The sequence below is a fragment of the Corynebacterium sp. HMSC06D04 genome, from assembly GCF_001807315.1.
GTDB lineage: Bacteria > Actinomycetota > Actinomycetes > Mycobacteriales > Mycobacteriaceae > Corynebacterium > Corynebacterium simulans.
The window spans coordinates 13,629-34,010 of record NZ_KV788527.1 but is presented as its reverse complement, the minus strand read 5'-3'; the positions used below and the strand labels follow the sequence as shown (position 1 = coordinate 34,010).

Genomic DNA, 20,382 nt, shown 5'->3' with positions numbered 1-20,382 from the left:
GTGAGTTGAACCACTTGCGGCGTTGGTAGGGATAATATACGATTTGGGCAAACATTTGAGAGAAAAGAAGGATTTTTCATGGCTGTACCCCAATTCCTGCCTGAGAAACCGGGCAAGATTATTGCCGTGCACGTGGCTTTTGAGTCCCGTGCCGCTCAACGTGGTCGCTGGCCCAAGACCCCGAGTTACTTCCTGAAGGCGACCAGTACCCTGGCGGAATCCGGCGGCGTCGTCGAGCGTCCGGCGGGCACTGAGCTGTTGGCATTTGAAGGCGAGATTGCGCTCATCATTGGCAAGCCGGCTCGCAATGTCACCTTGGATGAGGCTTGGGGTCATGTCGCCTATGTAACTGCTTCCAATGACCTGGGGCTTTATGATTATCGCGCGCAGGATAAGGGATCTAATACCCGTTCCAAGTCCCGCGATGGTTATACGCCGATTGGGCCCATGCTTATCGACGCCCAGAAGATCGACCCCGCCTCGTTGCGCCTGCGCACCTGGGTTAATGGCGAGCTGGCGCAGGAGGGTACCTCGTCTGAGAAGGACCTCATCTTCCCTCTCGCGCAATTTGTCGCGGACCTCTCCCAGCACATGACTTTGGAGACTGGCGATATCATCCTGACGGGCACCCCGGCGGGCTCCACCGTGATCAAGCCCGGCGATGTCGTCGAGGTCGAGGTTGACGTACCGGGTGGCGAGACCTCCGGACGTCTTAAGACGGCAGTCGTAGAAATCCCGGCTTCCTTCGATTCGGCTCTGGGCAACCTGCCGAATGTCGATGACAAGCAGCGTGAGGATGCCTACGGCGACCGTGAGTCCGCTGGGCTTCCGCCGCTTGCCTCTTCCTCCTCTTCCGAACTTTCCGCGGAATTGAAGCGGAAATTGGAGGAGGCGCCCACCGCCGGACTTTCGGCACAGTTACGAAATCGCGGCATCAACCAATCCGTCATCGAAGGTGTCTATCCACAGACTCCGGGCACCAAAATGGTGGGCGTCGCCCGCACCCTGCGCTTCGTTGCCGGGCGCGAAGATCTCTTCAAGAGCCACGGCGGCGGCTTCAACGAGCAGAAGAAAGTCTTCGACACCGTGAAGGAAGGCGAAGTAATCGTCATCGAGGCTCGCCAAGAGCCGGGGTCTGGCACCCTGGGCGACATTCTTGCACTGCGCGCGAAGACCCGCGGCGCGGCCGGTGTTGTCACCGATGGCGGTGTGCGCGACTACGAGGCGGTCCGTGAGATCGGCCTGCCCGTCTTCACCCAAGGCGCACACCCATGCGTGCTCGGCCGCAAGCACGTTCCGTGGGATAGCGACATTGCTGTTTCCTGTGGCAACGCCACCGTTATCCCGGGAGACATCATCGTCGGCGATGACGACGGCGTCATCGTCATCCCGCGCGAGTTGGCTGAGGAGGTAGCAGACGCTGCGCTTGCCAAGGAGCACGAGGATGAGTGGGTGGCCGAGCAGGTCAAGGCCGGCGCAAGCCTCGACGGGATGTTCCCGCCAAAGGGCGCCAACAAGGAGGCCTACCTCGCCTTCAAGAATGGGGGTGGTCAATGAGCCTCGCGGAGAGCAAATCCCAACAGGCATATAACTGGATAAGCCAGCAGATCCGCACCCGCGGATACGAGCCAGGCCACCGCTTGGTTCTTACAACAATTGCGGAAGAACTCGATGTCAGCGTCGTGCCGGTGCGCGAGGCCATCAGGCAGCTCGAGGCCGAAGGGCTGGTTACCTACGAGCGCAATGTGGGCGCGCGAGTAACCACCCACAACCGCGAGGCTTACTACGAATCCATGGAGATCGTGGCCACACTCGAGGCCCGGGCAACCGCCCAGTCCGCTCCTTTCCTCGAAGCCGCGGACGTCGCTAAGGCGCGGGAGCTTAATCAGCAGATGCGGGAGCTTGATGTCACCCACGACCCAGACGAGTTCACCAAGCTCAACAAAGAATTTCATAGCGTGCTCTTTGCCAAGTGTCCCAACGAAAGGCTTGTAAAGCTGGTTTACGGGCAATGGGACCAACTGGAATATCACCGCGTTTCGACCTTCCGCTACATCCCAGAGCGAGCGTTGGACTCGGTGGAAGAACACGAAAAGCTAATCACCCTCATCGAGATCGGCGCCGAGGAAGCATACGTGGAAAAGGTTGCACGGGAACACCGCTTGCAAACCTCTCGGAGCTATCGGGCAAAAAACGCCGAAACAGACACTGCAAACGCAACCTAGATACCCAGACTTAAAGGAGAACCCTAAAGCCATGAGCATCAACAACGACGCCGCGAAGCCAAACGACCTGCCAGAGAAGATCCTCCACTACATCGATGGTGAGTTCGTTTCCTCCATCGACGGCGACGAGTTCGACGTACTCGATCCGGTAACCAACCAGAACTACATCAAGGCCGCCTCCGGCAAGCCGGCCGACATCGACAAGGCCGTTGCTGCCGCCAAGGCTGCCTTTGAGCGCGGCGAGTGGTCCAAGGCTCTCCCCCGCGAGCGCGCTCGCGTCCTCAACAAAATCGCAGACATCGTCGAGACCCGCGCAGACAAGCTGGCTGCTTGGGAGTCCTTCGACTCCGGCCTGCCCATCACCCAGGCCAATGGCCAGGCCAAGCGCGCGGCGGAGAACTTCCGCTTCTTCGCTGACCTCATCGTTGCGCAGGCCGACGACGCCTACAAGGTTCCGGGCCGCCAGATCAACTACGTCAACCGCAAGCCAATCGGCGTCGCAGGTCTTATCACCCCGTGGAACACTCCTTTCATGCTGGAGTCCTGGAAGCTCGCTCCTGCTATCGCCACCGGTAACTCCGTTGTCCTGAAGCCTGCCGAGTTCACCCCGCTTTCCGCACAGCTGTGGGCAGGCATCTTTGAGGAGGCTGGCCTCCCGAAGGGCGTCTTCAACCTAGTCAACGGCTTCGGCGAGGAAGGCTACGCGGGCGACCCACTGGTCAAGCACCCAGACGTCCCGCTGATCTCCTTTACCGGCGAGTCCCGCACCGGTCAGATCATCTTCGGGAACGCGGCACCGCACCTGAAGGGTCTGTCGATGGAGCTGGGCGGCAAGTCCCCTGCCATCGTCTTCTCCGACGCGGACCTCGACACCGCAATCGACGCCTGCATCTTCGGCGTGTTCTCCCTGAACGGCGAGCGCTGCACCGCCGGCTCCCGCATCCTGGTTCAGCGCGACATTTACGATGAGTTCGTTGAGCGCTACACCGCCGTCGCCAAGCGCGTAAAGGTGGGCCTGCCTTCCGATCCGAAGACCGAGGTTGGCGCCCTGGTTCACCCAGAGCACTACGAGAAGGTCACCTCGTACATTGAGATTGGCAAGCAGGAAGCCAAGCTGGCCGCCGGCGGCGAGCGCCCAGAGGGCTTCGAAGAGGGCAACTTTGTGCAGCCGACCGTCTTCGTTGACGTCGACCCATCCGCCCGCATCTTCCAGGAAGAAATCTTCGGCCCGGTCGTTGCCATCACCCCGTTCGACACCGACGAGGAAGCGCTCGAGCTGGCCAACAACACCAAGTACGGTCTGGCCGCATATGTCTGGACCTCCGACCTCAAGCGTGCGCACAACTTCGCACAGAATGTGGAGGCCGGCATGGTCTGGCTCAACTCGAATAACGTCCGCGACCTGCGTACCCCATTCGGCGGCGTGAAGGCTTCCGGCCTGGGTCATGAGGGTGGCTACCGTTCCATCGACTTCTACACCGACCAGCAGGCAGTCCACATCAACCTCGACAAGGTTCACAATCCGGTCTTCGGCAAGCAGGACTAAATCCTTTTTCTCTCACCTAGTTTTCACCCAAGGAGCACATCATGACCAACGTTCAAGCACCGGATATCCTGCGTTGCGCCTACATGGAGATCGTTGTTACCGATCTTGAGGCTTCCCGTAAGTTCTACGTGGATACCTTAGGCCTCGTCGTGACCGAGGAAGATGACAATGCAATCTACCTGCGCACCTATGAGGAGTTCATCCACCACAACCTGGTGCTGCGCAAGGGGCCTGTTCCGGCAGTGGCGGCCTTCTCTTACCGCGTGCGTAGCCCAGAAGATCTGGACCGTGCTGAGGAGTTTTACAAGGCTCGCGGCTGCGAGGTTCGCCGAAACAAGGACGGCTTTGTCAAGGGCGTCGGCGATTCCGTTCGTGTGCAGGATCCGCTCGGTTTCCCATACGAGTTCTTCTACGAGGTAGAGCACCGCGAGCGTCTGGCGTGGAGCTATGACGCTCATATCCCGGGCGCGTTGGTTCGCTTGGATCACTTCAATCAGATCACCCCGGATGTTCCGAAGGCCGTGGATTACATGGAGGATCTTGGCTTCCGCATCACTGAGGATATCCGCGATGAGCAGGGCACCGTCTATGCCGCATGGATGCGCCGTAAGCCGACCGTCCACGACACTGCAATGACTGGTGGTGACGGCCCGCGCATGCACCACATCGCGTTCGCTACCCACGAGAAGCACAACATCATCGCCATCTGCGACAAGCTTGGCGCTCTCCGCGAGTCTGACGCTATCGAGCGTGGCCCAGGCCGTCATGGCGTTTCCAATGCCTACTACCTCTACTTGCGTGACCCGGATGGTCACCGCGTGGAGATTTACACCCAGGATTACTACACCGGCGACCCAGACAACCCGGTTGTCACCTGGGACGTCCACGACAATCAGCGTCGCGACTGGTGGGGTACCCCGGTTGTTCCTTCTTGGTACCGCGACGGCTCCACCGTCCTCGACCTCGATGGTAATCCGGTTCCGCTGGTCGAGCGCACCGATGAGTCCGAGATGGCGCAGACCATCGGCGCGGATGGCTTCTCCTACACCCGCAAGGAAGATTCCGAGGAGATGCCGGAGTGGAAGCAGGGCGAGTTCAAGCTCGGCAACCAGCTCTAAAGCTCTCATGGATGCTGGACTGTGATTTCAAGGTTGATTAAAACCCAGAAATGCGGTCCAGCTTTTCTGCATGTTTCACGTGAAACAACGAACTAAGGAATGCGACAATGTTAGATAGCAAGCAACATATAGCCATCGCGGATGAGCTGGCGCAGGCCGAGCGCGACCGCACGATGATTCCTCTGCTGAGCACTCGTTTCCCGGACATGGGTGTGGAGGATTCTTATGCCATCCAGGGTGAATGGGTAAAGCGCGGCATCGCCGGTGGGCGACGCCTCGTTGGCCGCAAGATTGGCTTGACCTCCAAGGTAATGCAGGAGGCAACCGGCATTACCGAACCGGATTACGGTGCCATCTTTGCGGACCAGGTTTATGAGAACGGTTCCATTATCGAGCACGCGCAGTTCTCGAATGTGCGCATCGAGGTGGAGCTTGCCTTCGTTCTCAAGGAGGACCTGGCGGGGCCTAACTGCAGCATCTTTGACGTGCTCCGCGCGACCGATTACGTGGTGCCAGCCTTGGAGATCCTCTCCTCCCGTATTGAGATGAAGGGCCGGACCATCGTGGACACCATCTCTGACAATGCGGCGCTCGGTGCGATGGTTTATGGCGGCAACCCAGTCCGTCCCGAAGACGTTGACCTCCGTTGGGTCTCCGCCCTCCTCTATCGCAATGAATCCATCGAAGACACCGGCGTCGCCGCGGCGGTGCTCAACCATCCGGCGATGGGCGTCGCCTGGCTGGCGAACAAGCTGCATGCGCACGGCGACACTTTGAAGAAGGGCGACATCATCCTCGCCGGTTCCTTCACAAAGCCGATGTGGGTGGAGCCGGGCGATACGGTCCACGCCGATTATGGAAAGTTGGGAGCAATCACATGCCGATTCCAGTAGAACTTCCGCCAACCTTCACGCGCGCGCTTGACGACGCCCCCTTGATCGGCGCCTGGATCTGCTCCGGCTCCCAGGTGGCGGCGGAGATTGTTGCTTCCGCCGGTTTCGATTGGCTGCTCATTGATGGTGAGCACTCCCCTTATAGCTTGGAGACCATCGCAGAATTGCTGCGGGCCACGGATGCGTATGGGCCAACCCGCATGGTGCGTGTTCCGGTTAATGACACCGCACTTATCAAGCAATACCTAGATGTTGGTGCCCAGAATCTGATGGTGCCGATGGTCGATACTGCAGCCGAGGCCGAGAAGGCTGTAGCGGCAATGTATTACCCACCGCGCGGTGTGCGCGGCGTCGGCAGTGCGTTGGCTCGTTCTTCCCGCTGGAATGGTGTGGAGGGGTATTTGCAGAAGGCCGCTGAGACCGTCAGCCTAACCGTGCAGATTGAGTCCTTCACCGCTGTGGAGAACGCGGCGGAGATCGCGGCCGTCGATGGTGTTGACCAAGTATTTGTCGGCCCATCGGATCTGGCGGCCTCAATGGGGCTGCTGGGCCAGCAGGCTCATCCAGACGTGCTGGACGCTGTGCAGCGTACTTTCGATGCGGTTCGTGCCGCGGACAAGCCGGTGGGCGTCAACGCTTTCAATCTGGAGCAGGCGCAGCGTTATCTCGACGCAGGTGCGTCGTTCGCGCTGGTAGGAGCTGATGTCCAGCTGTTGTCCGGTGCGGCGCGTACGCTGGCGGACAAATTCTCGAAGAAAGGTTAGCAACTTTTATGACCATCAATGTTGAGCAACTGTTGGCCAAGGTTCCGACCGGCTTGCTGATTAACGGGCAGTGGCGCGATGCTGCGTCAGGTGAGACCTTCGACGTAGAGAATCCCGCCACCGGCGAGGTACTAGCCACATTGGCTTCGAGTAACTCGAAGGATGCCGTGGCCGCGCTGGATGCCGCCTGTGCCGTCCAGGACGAGTGGGCGCGCACAACCCCGCGCGAGCGTTCTAACATTCTGCGTCGTGCCTTCGAGCTTGTTACCGAGCGCAAGGATGAATTCGCTGCGTTGATGACCTTGGAAATGGGCAAGCCTCTGGCTGAGGCCTACGGTGAGGTCACTTACGGTGCGGAGTACCTGCGCTGGTTCTCTGAGGAAGCCGTGCGTGACTATGGCCGCAGCTTGCCTGCACCGGAGGGCACCCTTCAGATGGTGACCCGCCGTAAGCCGGTGGGCCCGTGCCTGCTTATCACCCCGTGGAATTTCCCACTCGCCATGGCTACCCGCAAGGTTGCGCCGGCGGTTGCTGCGGGCTGCACCATGGTGCTCAAGCCAGCGAAGCTGACTCCGCTGACCGCTCAGTACTTCGCCCAGACCATGATTGACGCAGGTCTTCCGGAGGGCGTTCTGAACGTCGTGGCGGGTAAGTCCGCTTCCGCCATTTCTGAGCCGGTCATGGCTGACTCGCGCCTGCGCAAGGTGTCTTTTACTGGCTCTACTCCGGTGGGTAAGACCTTGTTGAAGGCTGCTGCGGACAACGTTCTGCGCACCTCCATGGAGCTCGGTGGCAACGCGCCGTTCGTCGTCTTCGAGGACGCAGACTTGGATCAAGCTGTAGCGGGTGCGATGGGCGCGAAGATGCGCAACATTGGTGAGGCCTGCACCGCAGCTAATCGCTTTATTGTGCACGAGTCCGTGGCCGAAGAGTTCGCCCAGAAGTTTGCAGCCAAGATCTCTGAGCTCAAGGTGGGCAACGGCATGGATGAGGGCGTTACCTGTGGGCCGCTCATTGAGAAGAAGGCTCAGGACAACGTCGCCGCGCTCGTCGAAGACGCCGTCGCCAAGGGTGCCAAAGTCCTCGTCGGCGGCAGCCGTGGTGAGGGTGCTGGCTACTTCTACGAGCCGACCGTCCTGACCAATGTTTCACGTGAATCACGCGTGGCGCAGGAGGAGATCTTCGGACCGGTTGCGCCGATCCTCACCTTCAGCGATGAAGCCGAGGCCATCGAACTGGCCAACGACACCGAGTATGGCCTGGCCTCCTATGTGTTCACGGAAGACTCCGACCGTATGTGGCGCCTGGGCGATGGCCTAGAGTTCGGCCTCATGGGGTTTAACGCCGGCGTCATCTCTAATGCCGCTGCCCCATTCGGTGGCGTCAAGCAGTCCGGCATGGGCCGCGAGGGCGGCGCCGAGGGCATCGAGGAGTACACCTCGCTGCAGTACATCGGTGTGCGCAATCCTTATGCGGGCGCGTAACTGGGCGTTTGATCCAGGGGCTTGCGCCGCAGCCTAATTGAAGACCACCGTCTCGTAGGAACAGCCAGTGCCGCCACCGGTGGACATGATGGTTGCAAGAACTTCAACCTCTCCATCGCCGTCAATGTCGCCCTGGAAGGCGCGGAAGTTATCCACGGTGGTCTCGGGTAGTGGCGCGAGGCCTCGTTAAAGCCCACCAGCTCAGCGCTGGGGCCGCCTGGGCCGATTGAGCTGTCCACAAACTTTCCTTCGCTCAGCAAGCCCGCCTTGGTGAAACCAAGTTTTGGAACGGCGCCGCCATTCCAAATCTTTGCGCGAACATCAGCCGGCACCTCCGGCGATACAAGCGCTACTGAAGAAGTAGTTTCCTCTGGACTCGAAGATTCCTCGCGTGTTGTCGTTTCCGGCGAGGGGCTGGCCGCATCAGCTTGAGTAGCGGTTTGGACGCTGGACTGCTGTGCCGTGGAGGAAGGTGCCTTGAACACAGGCTTCATGCTCGAAGAAGAATCATCGCCGCAGCCATCAAGCAGGGTTGCGCAGGTGAGAACGCTGATGAGGGAACGAGAAGAGAAAGACATAAGGAAAGCACAAATGGCCACAGCCGGCATGGAATGCACTCAGGCTCGCGGTTTTGGAGCTAGTGCTTGGCTGCGAAAGGAACTCGGAGAAAGTCCGAATTCAGCTTTGAATACCCGTGATAAGTGCGAAGGATCGTGCAGGCCGTAGCGCGCGGCGATGGTGCCAATGGGTTCCTTGGCATTTAAGGGGTTTGTTAGCTCCTCCCGTACTTTCTCTAGTCGGCGGCTGCGGATATAGGAGCCTACTGATAGGCCTTGTGCGGCGAAGCGGGAATGGAGATGACGCACGGATACGAAAAGCGCCGTGGCGATACTGCTTGGGGAAAGTTCTGCATCACCCAAATGCTGCTCGATATATGAGGTGGCCTGGTTGAATAACAAATTCTTCGAGTCAGAGGCGGTGTCGATTTCAGAAGAGAACACTGTGACCAACATGTTCAAGGCGGAGTGAACAAGGGCCGGGGCGTGCGGGCCTTCGAGCACGTCGAGGTTATCGGCCAGCTGCTCGAAAAGCGGCACTGCCACCTTGCCCAAGCCATGATCACGTGAAACTGGGCTCGCAGTTAGCTGCTGAATCTGCGCCGGTGTGAGGCTAAGTAGGCTCTCTGGAAAGTGAACGATAAGAGTGTGCTGCTCGACGGGATATTCAAGAACATAAGGTCGTTGAGTGACATACAGTGCTAAGTCACCGGGATGAAGCTCGCAGGTTCGGCCATTTTGAGCCATGGTGGAGCGGCCGGAAAGTTGAAGGCTGAGCTTGCAAAAGGGGGCGTCGGCAAGCGCTGCGTTTTCCCTTTTTACCGAATGGGGCGCGGTGTGCATGTCAAAGAGGGAGACCTCCCCCACCCTGGTGCTGGTGAGCTGGGCCCAAAAGGTGCTCGCCTCGGGTGCGTGAACCTCCAGCTTGCCGAAGGTCTCCGAAGACGCCGCGCGCCAGGCCGCGAGGTCATAGTGCGAGGAAGAGTTGGGCATATAAGTACTATACAGTGACCTCAAGCACACTTTTGAACAAGCTTTGTGCACTTAAAGTCAAGCGGCAATATGTGTTGTGGGTAACAATAGTCAAAACTTTGCACACCTCGACTAAGGAGAATAAATGTCGCAGTTCGCCACGTATGAAGATCTTCTCGCAGCTGTTAGCGCTGAGGATGGCGTAGAAATCATCAACCCAGCCACCGAAGAGGTTGTGGGCGTCGCACCTGAAGGCAGTGTTGAGGAGCTCAATGCGGCGGTCGAGCGCGCGGTTCACGCGCAGAAGTCCTTTGCAAAGCTCAGCGACTCTGAGCGCTGTGACCTCCTGCTCAAGGCTGCGGACGCCATTGAGGCTTCCGCGGAGCCACTGGTGGAGCTGCTCTCCCGCGAGCAGGGCAAGCCGCTGAACGGCCCGAATGCTCGCTTCGAGGTTGGTGCGTGCTCCGCGTGGCTGCGCGCGACGGCGTCCTTCGAGTCCCCTGATTACACCGCTGTCGATGATGACATCACCGCGACCGTGCACTACCGTCCGCTCGGCGTCGTCGGTGCGATTGGCCCGTGGAACTGGCCGATGATGATCACCATTTGGCAGATTGCCCCGGCCCTACGCATGGGTAATGCCGTGGTGGTTAAGCCTTCCGAGTACACCCCGCTGTCCGTCCTGGCGCTCATCAAGGTCTTTAATTCCGTGCTTCCGGAAGGCGTCCTGCAGGTTGTCACCGGCGACGGCGCGGTAGGCGCAGCACTGACCACTCACGCGGACATCGACAAGATCATGTTCACTGGCTCCACTGCGACCGGCAAGAAGATCGTCGAGTCCTCTGCCGCGAACCTGCAGCGCCTCACCCTTGAGCTCGGCGGTAACGATGCGGGCATCGTGCTTGACGACGCCGACCCAGCCGCCATCGCCGGCGACCTTTTCTGGGGCGCGTTCATCAACACTGGACAGACCTGCGCGGCAATGAAGCGCCTGTACGTGCCGGAATCGCTTTACGATGCCGTCTGCGAAGCCCTCGTCGAGGTAGCCAAGGCCTCGCCGATGGGTGTGGGCTTGGAAGAAGAAAACGTGCTCGGCCCGCTGCAGAACAAGCAGCAGTTCGACATCGTGGACAAGCTCGTCAACGCCGCCAAGGACTCCGGCGCCCGCGTGCTGCTGGGCGGTGACCCGGACTATGACGCGCCGGGCTACTTCTACCCCACCACCCTGGTGGCGGACATCGACCCGGATAACGCGCTGGTCGTCGAGGAGCAGTTCGGCCCGGCACTGCCGATTGTGAAGTACACAGACCTGGATTGGGCCATCGAGCAGGCCAACAAGCTTGACGTGGGCTTGGGCTCTTCCGTGTGGTCCTCCAACCGTGAGCGCGCTCTGGAAGTTGCCGCGCAGCTGGAGGCTGGCACCACGTGGATCAACAGCCACGGTGCCGTAGATCCGCGCGTGCCGTTCGGCGGCATCAAGTCCTCCGGCTACGGCGTGGAGTTTGGCACCGAGGGCCTCAAGGGCCTGGCCTACCCGCAGATTATCAACGGCTAAAACCGCCGTGGCGCTGCTATTCTAAGCGCCATGAGCACCGCCAACGTCCCGGAGATCGAGTACGCAGCCTTCGACGCAATGAAGGAGGTTGCGTCCTCGCTGAAAGCTGCCTACCTCACTCGGGCCGCTGAAGCAGGCAACGATGTTGAATCACAATGGTGGATTCGTCAGAATTGGCTGGTAGAGGACATAGTCAGTGGTGTTGATTCAACCGACATTGAAGCCATCCGCGCCGCTGCGGCTCTCTTTGCGCAGCGGCTTGAAGCCCTCTCCTCCGAGCACAAAGCGGCATAGCTTATGCTTTCCGCCGCTGATTTCCCCGTTGATCCACAAGTTATGGAGCAACGGCTAAAGACTCTGCAAGCCAGCTACTTTGGCCGATCGAATGCTCACAGTCCGTCTGTTCCAGAAGTCATTTATGTGGCGGGGCAGCCAGCGTCAGGCAAATCAACGGCTATTGAATCTGTAAAGAATGGTCACGCGGTCCTTGATTCCGATGAGGTTCGGAAGCTGCACCCCGCCCTCGACGAGATCATGGAGCGCGACCCCCTGCGCATGGACGTGCTCACCAATGGTCCGGTGCCCTATTGGATGTCCTCGCTGATTGAGTATGGCCGGCAGCACGGGCACTCCCTCATCATTGAGAACACGCTGTCCAACCCGGAATTCATCGCAGGAGAGATAGCCAAGTTTCGCTCCGCGGGTTTCCGCGTGAGGGTCGTGGGCTTGGCGGTGGCGCAGGAGGTCTCCAGGCTCGGTGTCGTCCAGCGCTACCTGGAGGCGCAGCGCGTGAGCCGCTACCCGCGCTGGACCAATGAGGTTTCCCATACGTCGGGCTTTAAGGCCATCGTCCCAGGGCTTCAAGCGATTGCCCCGCTTGTCGACGACCTCGAGATCCGCACCCGCGACGGCCGCACCTTGAGCGGTATCGAGGATATTGAAGCCGAGCGCGCAACCTGGTTCGACTCCCCCGCCATTCGTGCTGATTGGCTGGCCCGCTTCGACAGCTGCGACTTGAGTGGCCTTGAAGCGGAGAAGCTCACGCAAAACCTCGTGGCTGATGCAGAGCGTATCCGCAAACTTTAAGGCTGTGCCCGTGGAACTGCGCGCCCGGTAGGCGGTGAGAGCTTCGTGTCAAAGCGGCTGCTGGCGAGCTAGCGGTCTGCGAGGTCGAGCAGGCTGAGGATGTCGTCTGCGTGGAGTTTCGTTTCAATGTAACCTAAATGCGCTATGAATAGCGTATGACTACACGTGCTGCTATTTACCTCCGTATCTCGTTAGATGCTGCCATGGACGGCCTCGCCATCGACCGGCAGCGTCAGGACTGCGAAGCCCTCGCCGAGTAACGCGGCTGGGACGTCGTGCATACCTACGTCGATCAATCGATCTCTGCATCAAAGAAGGACGTGGACCGTCCCGACTACGACGCGATGGTGGCGTCCTTTGAGCGCGGCGAGATCGACGCGATCATTTGCTGGGACCTCGACCGCCTCACACGACAGCCCGCGCAGCTCGAAGAGTGGATCGACAGGGCGGAAGAGCAGGGGCTGAAACTCGTCACCGCGAACGGTGATGCTGACCTTGCCACCGACGGCGGCAGAATGTACGCGCGTATCAAAGCAGCCGTGGCGCGCGGCGAGATCGAACGCAAAAGCATGCGCCAATCCCGTGCGCAACAGCAGCGCGCCGAGCAGGGCCGCTGGTACTCCGGCGGTGTGCGCCCGATCGGCTACACCTCCACCGGCGAGATCATCCCATCCGAAGCTGCCGCCGTGCTCGGTATGTTCCGCGCTGTCGAGAGGGGCAACTCCATGCGCGATATCGCACGCGCCTTATCTGGGGTCGATCAACCGGGCTTGCCGGACATTCCGACCACGCCGCGCCATATGCACACCGTGGTCACAGAGCGCAACGCACGCCGTCGCGCTGCTGGCCAGGAAGAAAAGTCGGTTCCCGACGCGCAGCCCTGGGCCTACACGTCGTTGCACTCGATCCTGCGCAACCCCGTGTATGCCGGCTACTCCACGTATAAGAAGGCCAAGCGCAAAGGCGTGAAGAACAAATACCGCCGTGTCACGCATATCGTCCGCGACCCCGATACCGGCGAGCCGGTGAAAGGGCAGTGGGAGCCGATCGTCACACCCGATCTGTGGTGGCGTGTGCAAAACGTGCTCGATGATCCCGACCGGCTGACAAACAAGGAGCGCCGGAACACTCGCCGCCATCTTGGCTCGGGCCTGTATGTCTGCGACGAGTGCGGCAACCCCGTGCACACGCATGCCGACCGCTACCGCTGCGCGGCCTGTGGCTTAGTGCGCACTCATAGCGTCGATGATTTTGTGCTCGCCGTGATCCGCGCCCGCCTTGGCCGTGACGACCTAGCAGACCTGTTGCCAACTGCGGATGACGACGAGGTCGACGCCATCGACGACGAACTCGCTGAGCTTCGCGCAAAGCTCGCCCGCGTCCAGGCTGACTACGACGAGGAGCTTATCGAGGCCCGTGACCTCAAGCGCGCGCGAAACCGTTATGAGCCGCAGATCGAGAAACTCGAAACGCGCCGTGCCCGCCTTGCTGGCGCATCGGCGCTGCTCGACACAACCGGCTACGCCTCGCCCGTGGACGCCTTCGACAACGCAGAGCTTGCCGTGCAGCGTCGAGTCATTAACACCCTGTGCCAGGTGCGCCTGCGCCGTGGCGTGCGCGGCACCAAGACCTTCAACCCTGAATCGGTGCAGATCGTGTGGAACTAGGTTGCAGTGTGTGGCACATCAACAATCGCGCGCATGTGCTGCGCCTTAGGGGCGGCCTAAGCAAGCGCACGACACCGTGCGCTTGCGGCGTGCGAAACTAGGCAGGAGTTTCGCGCAGCTGACGTTGGCGAGGATGACGTCAGAAGAGAGCAAGGACGAAAGGGCGTGTTGCGGGCAACCCCACTCCGTACGGGGTGAATCCAAGACATAGCGGACCAAGGACAACCACCGCCCTCCCGAGCCTAAGGCCCGTGAAAAGTACCAATAAAATTAGAAAACTGGTTCTATTCCCATTTATATTCACTTAGGGTAGCCTTCCTTTTGAGGCAATCCCGCCTCATTTCCTCTCTCAAAGGAGACTGTTATGACCCCCAAAAAAGCGCACTCGGCAGTTTGCAGCGCTGCTGATTGCCTCTGCTCTGAGCGTTTCCGTATCTAACTCAGCCGTTGCTTCCGCAGAAGAATTCCAAGACCACGGCGCCAAGGGAGGCTTTGCTTCCGGTGTGATGGCCGAGCTACTCGGCGAGGCAGCACCAGCCTTCACAACCTACTGGGCATCTGTCGGCCGGAAAGTTCGCTACCCTGCAGGTGGCGGTACCTGGGAGTACGGATTCTGGGACGCTAAGGCGCGTTCTTATTTCACCGTGAATCGGTGCCATACTTCGACTGTGATCGTCAACGACAGAAGGCAACAAAGCATCGACACCCGCGGCGGCCAGAAGTCGATCGCCGAGCTTTGGGCAACGAATTTGCCGGGCACTAAGGACAGCTACTACTACAACTTCTGCTAGAACTCATGCGTATTCGACCCCTAGTACTTGGGCTTTTGAGCCTACTTCTTGCTGCAGTCATCGCGACTACTGGGTGGCTGCTGACAGCCCTGGTTGACTCCACCAAGCCCTTGTCCTTAGGGGTCGAATCAACCTTTAGTCTTGACTACGTCGAGCCTAAGACTTCACTCGCGGAGGAACTTGAGTCAGACTACGCACCGACGGTAATCCGTAACTCACTGGTTTCATTGGCCGAGCAGAACGGCTACTCCATCTACCGGCTGACTGGCACCGATGACGCAAGCGGGACTTCCCACGAGGTTTTCATCCCGCTGGAGGAAAGTTATCCAGCACCGGAACGCATTCCCCGGCTCAACCGGCCGGATGCCTTGAGCCAAGCGGCCAGTGAGCTTGGGTCGCTGGATTACCACGGTGACTACGTCTTGGTTCCCAAAGCAACGGGTGGCAATGCGAACCACTTCTACGAATCGGCCAGGAATGACGGGCTCAGGCTAAGCGAAAAGACGCAGTTCCTTCACCTCATCCAATCGGTCGTATTCCGCCTGCCCGCGTTGGTGGCGATCCTGTTTCTATTTGTCGTTTCCCTTTTTGCCCTGGTATTTGTTCTTCGGGTTTCCGGTCTTAGATTGGCAGCGCTGCGCACAATAAATGGAGGGCACCGCAGTCAAAAAGGCAATTCGCGGCAATGGACCTTTGTCATCCTCCCGCACCTAGTTCTCATTGGCCTTGCGAGTACATTCCTCGCCCGCCAAGGGAGCTATTCTTTTGCCCTCCTGTTCCTCAGGTTCTACGCCGCCGGGATAGGCTTGGCCCTGGCTACCACCGGTTTGGCCGTAGCCGTCACCGCCCCATTGTTGCGCCGCGCAGTAGCGCTGCTGGGGCAGCGTGCCCCCGCAGAGAAGGCGGCGGGAAAAGCGCTGAAAGTAATTTCGGTCTTTACCTGCGTGACCTTTGTAGCAGCGGGTCTTAGCTCAGCGGCTGCGCTCCGCTCCTACCAGCAGGAATCCGAGGCCCAGCAGACCTGGAAATCTCTCGCGGAGTTTGGAGCCTTGCATTTTTCAGCCAACTTCGACGGCCCTGCTGGCCGCGTGGAAGGAGGCGAGCTCTTGCCGCCCAGTGTGCAGCAGAACTTCCGCGACTTCGCGCTCAGCTGGGAACGGGAGCACGGGGCTGTCCTCAGCCATACTTTGCCGAAAGAAGCTACCGGTGTGCCGGACTCCTGCCCCGTGGCACTTGCCAACCGCCAATGGCACGATCTGCAGGATTATCAGTTCCGTCCCGGAGACGACAACCACTCGGTCGACTATTCCGCAGCCCAAGAGCATTTCGCAGCTTCCGTGGATCTGTGGGCTCAGGAATCCGGCGACCTGCTCCTTAAATCTGCGCAAATTGGTCCGGTCAGTGCCGATCATGCGGTCGGATTCATTAGTGGAACAATGTCGGGGGAACTGGTTCCCGGCGATTGTTTTTACGTGCTTGAAACGGACGATCTATCCGGCTTCGACGCAGACTTCCTAAGCTCCACAGCTTCGAGTAAAAATTTGCTCTTCGCGGATTTCTCGGAACTGGGTCCAGAACTTACCGCTGCCGGCCTCGAAGGCTACGTGTACCCGGTACACGCGGCCGATCGCGGTCTGGCCGAACTAGTAGCCAGCACGGCGCTGTTCTGGCTGAGTATCCTGAGCGCCCTCGGAGCTTTGCTCGCCACGCTTGCGGCCTTGATAGTCCAGGCGCGCATCCAGCTCCGAGTTCACCGTCGCCTCCTGGTACTCCTCCACAGCGCTGGGCAATCACCGGACAAAACGATGTGGCGACTATTCAAAAGCCAACTGGTCAGCCTGACAGTTGTCGTCATATTGTCCGTCCTGGCTCCGCTACTGCTTCCCAACCCGTTCCTCTACACCTTCACCGCGCTAAGCTGCCTTGTCTTAATCGTCTACCTCGGTTTTGTCCGTCTCAGTATTTCTCAGCACATGTCCGCCTCCCCTAGGAGTCACAATGTCATTGGCTAGCCCCAATCAGTCCCCCACTCTGCCGCCGGAGATTTCCACCTCTCATCTCTGTCTCGCCGCGGAATCGACCTATTCTGCGGGACGCAGCACGCGGACGGTGAAGAAGTCCCTCGTGGAAAATGCAACGTTTTCCCTACCCGGGCCAGGCTTTGTCGCCATCTGTGGGGCCAGCGGTTCCGGAAAGACTTTGCTGCTCAACACCTTGGCCGGGCTCCTGCCGCCGGCGGACGGCCTCCTCCGGATAGACGGCGAGAATGCCTCCGCGTGGAAGATGAAGCGGAGGCGGAGGTTCTGGCGAGAACGCGCAGCGATAATCCACCAAGACCACGGAATCATTCCCGAACTAAGCTGCGAAGATAACCTCACCCTCGGGCTATCCAGGAAGCAATACTCCAAAGAAGAATTGCTGCACTCCCTCGGCGAAGTCGGTCTTGATGTCCCCTTCGACGGGCCGGCAGCTATTCTCAGCGGAGGCGAGCAGCAGCGGCTGGCCATCGCCCGAGCCCTGCTCCGCGGCGCGGCTTATGTGTTCGCTGACGAGCCGACCGCCTCCCTCGACCCCACAAACCGCGACCAAGTTATCGCGCTCCTGCGGCGAGCTGCGGACGGGGGCGCACTCGTTCTGGCCGCCACGCACGATGCCGCAGTTATTGCTGCCGCTGACAACACCTTGCGCATCAATGATCGCCAGGTCACAGTCTCCGGCTCTGCGCGGGATTAAATCGCGATGCCCGCGGCCTTGGCCACCTTCCGGTACCCGGCCGCATGGTCCGCGACGCTGGCGTGGGCGTTGAGTCCGCTGGGGTTGTCGAGCACGGGCCTGACCCCCGGAAAGTAGACACGTCGGGGGTTAGCTATGCTGCTTGGGTCAGTGTAGCTGATGTGAGTGCTTCGAAGTCATTGGGGGCTAGAAAGTTGCACCAGGAGTGCTGTCTGCGGGTGTTGTAGCGCATGCACCACCGGAAGACTTCTTGGCGACTGATGTCGAAGTGGTCGAGTTCAAGTTCAACGTGTAACGCGAGGCGTTAATGACGTTTCGCGTTATTGGGGGTATGTTGAAGAGCGCTGTCTCTAACTCCGGTTTTCGTTCGGCCTCGGTCCATTCCGCTACCTCGTGTGAAGAATCTGCAAGCGTTATCGGGCCGTTGAACTATTAGGTTCACCCACAGTTCCCGTGCCTGCACGCATCGAGAAGGACCAGGTGGTGAACTCGAATGACTCGCCTGGTCCAACGTGTGTGTGCGTTCGGCGCGTGGTTTAACCCTTATAAGACTTGCCGGTTACAGCCTCAGCGTTTCGCTCGTGCAGCCCGCAGGCCGTTCAAGATCACGATGACTTCGGCTACTTCGTGTACCAAGACGACGGCGGCCAGGCCCAGTACACCGCTGATCGCCAGTGGCATCAACACGATGATGATGGCCAGAGACAGCACGATGTTTTGGTTGATGATCCTGCTGCCTCGGCGGGCGTGCTGCAGCGCCTGCGGGATCAGCCGGAGGTCGTGGCCAGTGAAGGCGACGTCAGCGGACTCGATCGCGGCGTCAGAGCCGGTTGCTCCCATCGCAATGCCCACCGTTGCGCCCGCCAGTGCCGGCGCGTCGTTGATGCCGTCGCCGATCATCGCCGTCGGCGTCTTGGAGGAGAGTTCGGCGACGATGCTTGCCTTGTCCTCCGGTCGCAGCTCGGCGCGCACGTCGTCGATTCCGGCGATTTCAGCCAGCGCCCGAGCGGTGCGAGTGTTATCGCCGGTGAGCATGCTCACTTCCACGTCGTTGTCGTGCAGGGACTGCACGGCATCGGGCACCTCGGGCCGCAACTCGTCGCGCACCCCGATCGCCCCGGCGAGAGCGTCATCGACGGTGACTAGGACGCAGGTCTGGCCTTCGGACTCCATGCGCTCAACGTCCGCCTTCAGTGGCCCGGCGTCGATCCATCGGGGGCTGCCGACCAGCACCCGTCGGCCTTCGACGGTGCCGCCGATGCCATGACCGGCTTCCTCGCTGATATCCAAGGCGGTGGGCGCGTCGGGCTCCGCTGCCACGATCGCCGCGGCGAGGGGGTGCGTCGATTGCTGCTCAACCGCCGCCGCGAAGGAAAGCACCTGTGCCCGATCGAATCCGTCTGCCGGGACTACTCCGGTAACCTCGGGCTGGTTGCGGGTAAGGGTTCCGGTCTTGTCTACCGCTAGGTGACGGATGCCGCCGAGTCGCTCGAACGCCGCGCCGGACTTGATGACTACTCCGAACTGGCTGGCCGCGCCGATCGCGGCCACGACCGTCAGCGGCACGGAGATTGCCAGCGCGCACGGCGACGCTGCGACCAGGACCACCAGCGCACGGGTGATCCACGTCTCGGGGTCGCCCAGCAGCGAGCCAATCACACCGACCAGCACTGCCAGGATCATCACCCCGGGCACGAGGGGTTGGGCAATTCGGTCGGCGATCCGGGCGCGGTCGCCCTTCTCCGCCTGCGCCTGCTCGACGAGGTCGACGAGTGTGGTCAGCGAGTTGTCCGTTCCAGCTGCGGTCGTCTCGACCTCCAGCACACCGGCGGAGTTGATCGCTCCCGCGGGTACCTCGTCGCCGGGCGCAACCTCCTCCGGAATGGATTCTCCGGTGATCGCTGAGGTGTCAAGGCTGGAGCGTCCGGACCGAATGATGCCGTCCGTGGCGATCCGCTCCCCGGGGCGTACGACCATTAGCTCGCCAACCTCAAGGTCCTTCGCAGCGACCTCGGCCGTCGTACCGTCGCGCAGGACGGTCGCGGTTTGCGGTACCAGCTTCAACAGTGCCCGCAGTCCGCCTTGGGCCCGGTCCATCGCCTTGTCTTCAAGCGCCTCGGCGATCGAGTACAGGAACGCCAGCGCCGCGGCCTCTCCGACGAAACCAAGGATCACCGCGCCGACAGCGCTGATCGTCATAAGCAAGCCAATGCCGAGCTTGCGCTTCGTGACAAGGTTCCGGATTGCTCCAGGTGCGAACGTGTAAGCGCCCAACAGCAGGCCAAGCCAATACAGTACCGTTGCGGGCGTCTCCAAGTCGGACCAGTCCAGCGCCAGTCCTGTAATGAGGGCTACGCCGGAGAAGATCGGTAGCAGTAGCTCGGGGTCCTTCCACCATGGCCGATCGAGCTCTTCGATCTCCGTGGCGGGTTCGTGTTCGCATCCACATGCTGAACTCATGCGTCCGTTCCTTTCTCGCCGCAGCCGGGCACCGAGCACTCAGTGTCGATGCAGGGGGCATTCTCGTCGACGGCCAGCGTCGCGTTGACCAGCGCTTCGAGCGCCGCCGCGAGGTGCGGATCGGCAATTTCGTAGCGGGTCTTACGGCCCTCCGGCTCAGCGACGACGATGCCGCAATCGCGTAGGCAGGACAGGTGGTTCGAGACGTTCGAGCGCGTCAGATCCAAGCTTTGCGAAATCTCTGCCGGGTAGCCCGGACCGTCGAGTAGGGTCATCAGGATTCGGGAACGCGTCGGATCAGCCATGGCCCGGCCGAGCCGGTTCATGACGTCGAGGCGTGAAGCAATAGTCAGCATGTACTGAACAATACAACGTGCGCTGAACTATTCAAAATGCACTGAACTGACGGTTGCGCGAAGGTCCGGCGACCTGCAGGAATTAGTCGATGGGATAGAAGATGACTGATCCTTTGTGGTTCGGCTGCCACCTAACGCGGGAGCGACGTGGGCGGCGAGGTTCTCAGAATCTTCA

General features: G+C 60.3%; 18 protein-coding genes and 1 pseudogene. 14 read left to right on the top strand and 5 right to left on the bottom strand.

The window, feature by feature from the left end:
- Positions 1-78: 78 nt before the first annotated feature.
- From HMPREF3155_RS02010 to HMPREF3155_RS01980, 7 genes are all read left to right on the top strand, one after another.
- Positions 79-1,557 (top strand): fumarylacetoacetate hydrolase family protein, encoded by a 1,479-nt coding sequence (locus HMPREF3155_RS02010; RefSeq protein WP_070432461.1) that lies wholly within the window; start codon positions 79-81, stop codon positions 1,555-1,557.
- A complete protein-coding gene (locus tag HMPREF3155_RS02005; RefSeq protein WP_070432460.1) occupies positions 1,554-2,225 on the top strand; it encodes a GntR family transcriptional regulator in 672 nt (223 codons plus the stop codon). Before HMPREF3155_RS02010 ends, HMPREF3155_RS02005 begins: the two co-directional genes overlap by 4 nt.
- A 31-nt stretch (positions 2,226-2,256) precedes the next feature.
- On the top strand, positions 2,257-3,771 hold the full coding sequence (gene hpaE / locus HMPREF3155_RS02000; protein ID WP_061925417.1) for a 5-carboxymethyl-2-hydroxymuconate semialdehyde dehydrogenase: 1,515 nt from the start codon (positions 2,257-2,259) through the stop codon (positions 3,769-3,771).
- Positions 3,772-3,812: 41 nt separating this feature from the next.
- A complete protein-coding gene (gene hpaD / locus HMPREF3155_RS01995; RefSeq protein WP_061925414.1) occupies positions 3,813-4,889 on the top strand; it encodes a 3,4-dihydroxyphenylacetate 2,3-dioxygenase in 1,077 nt (358 codons plus the stop codon).
- 107 nt (positions 4,890-4,996) lie between these two features.
- On the top strand, positions 4,997-5,782 hold the full coding sequence (gene hpaH, locus HMPREF3155_RS01990) for a 2-oxo-hept-4-ene-1,7-dioate hydratase (protein ID WP_061925411.1): 786 nt from the start codon (positions 4,997-4,999) through the stop codon (positions 5,780-5,782).
- The gene (locus tag HMPREF3155_RS01985) at positions 5,767-6,546 is read left to right on the top strand and encodes an HpcH/HpaI aldolase family protein (protein ID WP_070432459.1); all 780 of its coding nucleotides are present in this window, start codon (positions 5,767-5,769) and stop codon (positions 6,544-6,546) included. Before hpaH ends, HMPREF3155_RS01985 begins: the two co-directional genes overlap by 16 nt.
- An 8-nt stretch (positions 6,547-6,554) precedes the next feature.
- The gene (locus HMPREF3155_RS01980) at positions 6,555-8,030 is read left to right on the top strand and encodes an NAD-dependent succinate-semialdehyde dehydrogenase (protein WP_070432458.1); all 1,476 of its coding nucleotides are present in this window, start codon (positions 6,555-6,557) and stop codon (positions 8,028-8,030) included.
- A gap of 33 nt (positions 8,031-8,063) precedes the next feature.
- Here the strand turns inward: HMPREF3155_RS01980 and HMPREF3155_RS13370 are convergent, their stop codons facing one another.
- Positions 8,064-8,186 carry a hypothetical protein gene (locus HMPREF3155_RS13370; protein WP_256374613.1) on the bottom strand — a complete coding sequence of 41 codons (123 nt, stop codon included), beginning with the start codon at positions 8,184-8,186 and terminating at the stop codon, positions 8,064-8,066.
- Positions 8,187-8,647: 461 nt separating this feature from the next.
- Positions 8,648-9,580, bottom strand: coding sequence for an AraC-like ligand-binding domain-containing protein (locus tag HMPREF3155_RS01975; protein WP_070432457.1), 933 nt, complete (start codon positions 9,578-9,580; stop codon positions 8,648-8,650).
- A 124-nt stretch (positions 9,581-9,704) separates the two neighbouring features.
- Here HMPREF3155_RS01975 and HMPREF3155_RS01970 point away from each other — a divergent pair, with 124 nt between their 5' ends.
- The 7 genes from HMPREF3155_RS01970 to HMPREF3155_RS01940 all read left to right on the top strand — a co-directional run bounded on the left by HMPREF3155_RS01970 (position 9,705) and on the right by HMPREF3155_RS01940 (position 17,391).
- Positions 9,705-11,114, top strand: coding sequence for an aldehyde dehydrogenase family protein (locus tag HMPREF3155_RS01970; RefSeq protein WP_070432456.1), 1,410 nt, complete (start codon positions 9,705-9,707; stop codon positions 11,112-11,114).
- Positions 11,115-11,144: 30 nt separating this feature from the next.
- Positions 11,145-11,408, top strand: a complete 264-nt coding sequence (locus tag HMPREF3155_RS01965) for a hypothetical protein (RefSeq protein WP_005530783.1) — start codon at positions 11,145-11,147, stop codon at positions 11,406-11,408.
- A gap of 3 nt (positions 11,409-11,411) precedes the next feature.
- The gene (locus HMPREF3155_RS01960; protein ID WP_062036587.1) at positions 11,412-12,200 is read left to right on the top strand and encodes a zeta toxin family protein; all 789 of its coding nucleotides are present in this window, start codon (positions 11,412-11,414) and stop codon (positions 12,198-12,200) included.
- Positions 12,201-12,475: 275 nt separating this feature from the next.
- A complete protein-coding gene (locus HMPREF3155_RS01955) occupies positions 12,476-13,867 on the top strand; it encodes a recombinase family protein (protein WP_246817794.1) in 1,392 nt (463 codons plus the stop codon).
- Positions 13,868-14,373: 506 nt separating this feature from the next.
- Positions 14,374-14,658, top strand: a complete 285-nt coding sequence (locus HMPREF3155_RS01950; RefSeq protein ID WP_046646499.1) for a lactococcin 972 family bacteriocin — start codon at positions 14,374-14,376, stop codon at positions 14,656-14,658.
- A gap of 227 nt (positions 14,659-14,885) precedes the next feature.
- Complete coding sequence (locus HMPREF3155_RS01945; RefSeq protein WP_246817641.1) at positions 14,886-16,670, top strand: hypothetical protein; 1,785 nt, start codon at positions 14,886-14,888, stop codon at positions 16,668-16,670.
- The gene (locus tag HMPREF3155_RS01940) at positions 16,657-17,391 is read left to right on the top strand and encodes an ATP-binding cassette domain-containing protein (RefSeq protein ID WP_052750540.1); all 735 of its coding nucleotides are present in this window, start codon (positions 16,657-16,659) and stop codon (positions 17,389-17,391) included. The genes HMPREF3155_RS01945 and HMPREF3155_RS01940 overlap by 14 nt, the downstream gene beginning before the upstream one ends.
- Positions 17,392-17,524: 133 nt before the next feature.
- Here HMPREF3155_RS01940 and HMPREF3155_RS13210 read toward each other — a convergent pair.
- From HMPREF3155_RS13210 to HMPREF3155_RS01930, 3 genes and pseudogenes are all read right to left on the bottom strand, one after another.
- Positions 17,525-17,647, bottom strand: a pseudogene (locus HMPREF3155_RS13210) (IS3 family transposase); the annotation flags it as partial.
- A gap of 311 nt (positions 17,648-17,958) precedes the next feature.
- Positions 17,959-19,851 (bottom strand): heavy metal translocating P-type ATPase, encoded by a 1,893-nt coding sequence (locus tag HMPREF3155_RS01935; RefSeq protein ID WP_070432454.1) that lies wholly within the window; start codon positions 19,849-19,851, stop codon positions 17,959-17,961.
- On the bottom strand, positions 19,848-20,207 hold the full coding sequence (locus tag HMPREF3155_RS01930) for a Cd(II)/Pb(II)-sensing metalloregulatory transcriptional regulator CmtR (protein WP_005530797.1): 360 nt from the start codon (positions 20,205-20,207) through the stop codon (positions 19,848-19,850). The genes HMPREF3155_RS01935 and HMPREF3155_RS01930 overlap by 4 nt, the downstream gene beginning before the upstream one ends.
- Between the last annotated feature and the right edge of the window lie 175 nt (positions 20,208-20,382).

Excerpts from the sequence above, each read along its gene's own strand:
- HMPREF3155_RS01960 (WP_062036587.1), top strand. The coding sequence starts at position 11,412 with ATGCTTTCCGCCGCTGATTTCCCCGTTGATCCACAAGTTATGGAGCAA.
- HMPREF3155_RS01975 (WP_070432457.1), bottom strand. The coding sequence starts at position 9,580 with ATGCCCAACTCTTCCTCGCACTATGACCTCGCGGCCTGGCGCGCGGCG.
- HMPREF3155_RS01940 (WP_052750540.1), top strand. The coding sequence starts at position 16,657 with ATGTCATTGGCTAGCCCCAATCAGTCCCCCACTCTGCCGCCGGAGATT.
- HMPREF3155_RS02005 (WP_070432460.1), top strand. The coding sequence starts at position 1,554 with ATGAGCCTCGCGGAGAGCAAATCCCAACAGGCATATAACTGGATAAGC.
- HMPREF3155_RS01965 (WP_005530783.1), top strand. The coding sequence starts at position 11,145 with ATGAGCACCGCCAACGTCCCGGAGATCGAGTACGCAGCCTTCGACGCA.
- hpaH (WP_061925411.1), top strand. The coding sequence starts at position 4,997 with ATGTTAGATAGCAAGCAACATATAGCCATCGCGGATGAGCTGGCGCAG.
- HMPREF3155_RS02010 (WP_070432461.1), top strand. The coding sequence starts at position 79 with ATGGCTGTACCCCAATTCCTGCCTGAGAAACCGGGCAAGATTATTGCC.
- HMPREF3155_RS01970 (WP_070432456.1), top strand. The coding sequence starts at position 9,705 with ATGTCGCAGTTCGCCACGTATGAAGATCTTCTCGCAGCTGTTAGCGCT.
- HMPREF3155_RS01985 (WP_070432459.1), top strand. The coding sequence starts at position 5,767 with ATGCCGATTCCAGTAGAACTTCCGCCAACCTTCACGCGCGCGCTTGAC.
- hpaD (WP_061925414.1), top strand. The coding sequence starts at position 3,813 with ATGACCAACGTTCAAGCACCGGATATCCTGCGTTGCGCCTACATGGAG.
- HMPREF3155_RS01950 (WP_046646499.1), top strand. The coding sequence starts at position 14,374 with ATGGCCGAGCTACTCGGCGAGGCAGCACCAGCCTTCACAACCTACTGG.
- HMPREF3155_RS01930 (WP_005530797.1), bottom strand. The coding sequence starts at position 20,207 with ATGCTGACTATTGCTTCACGCCTCGACGTCATGAACCGGCTCGGCCGG.
- HMPREF3155_RS01980 (WP_070432458.1), top strand. The coding sequence starts at position 6,555 with ATGACCATCAATGTTGAGCAACTGTTGGCCAAGGTTCCGACCGGCTTG.
- hpaE (WP_061925417.1), top strand. The coding sequence starts at position 2,257 with ATGAGCATCAACAACGACGCCGCGAAGCCAAACGACCTGCCAGAGAAG.
- HMPREF3155_RS01935 (WP_070432454.1), bottom strand. The coding sequence starts at position 19,851 with ATGAGTTCAGCATGTGGATGCGAACACGAACCCGCCACGGAGATCGAA.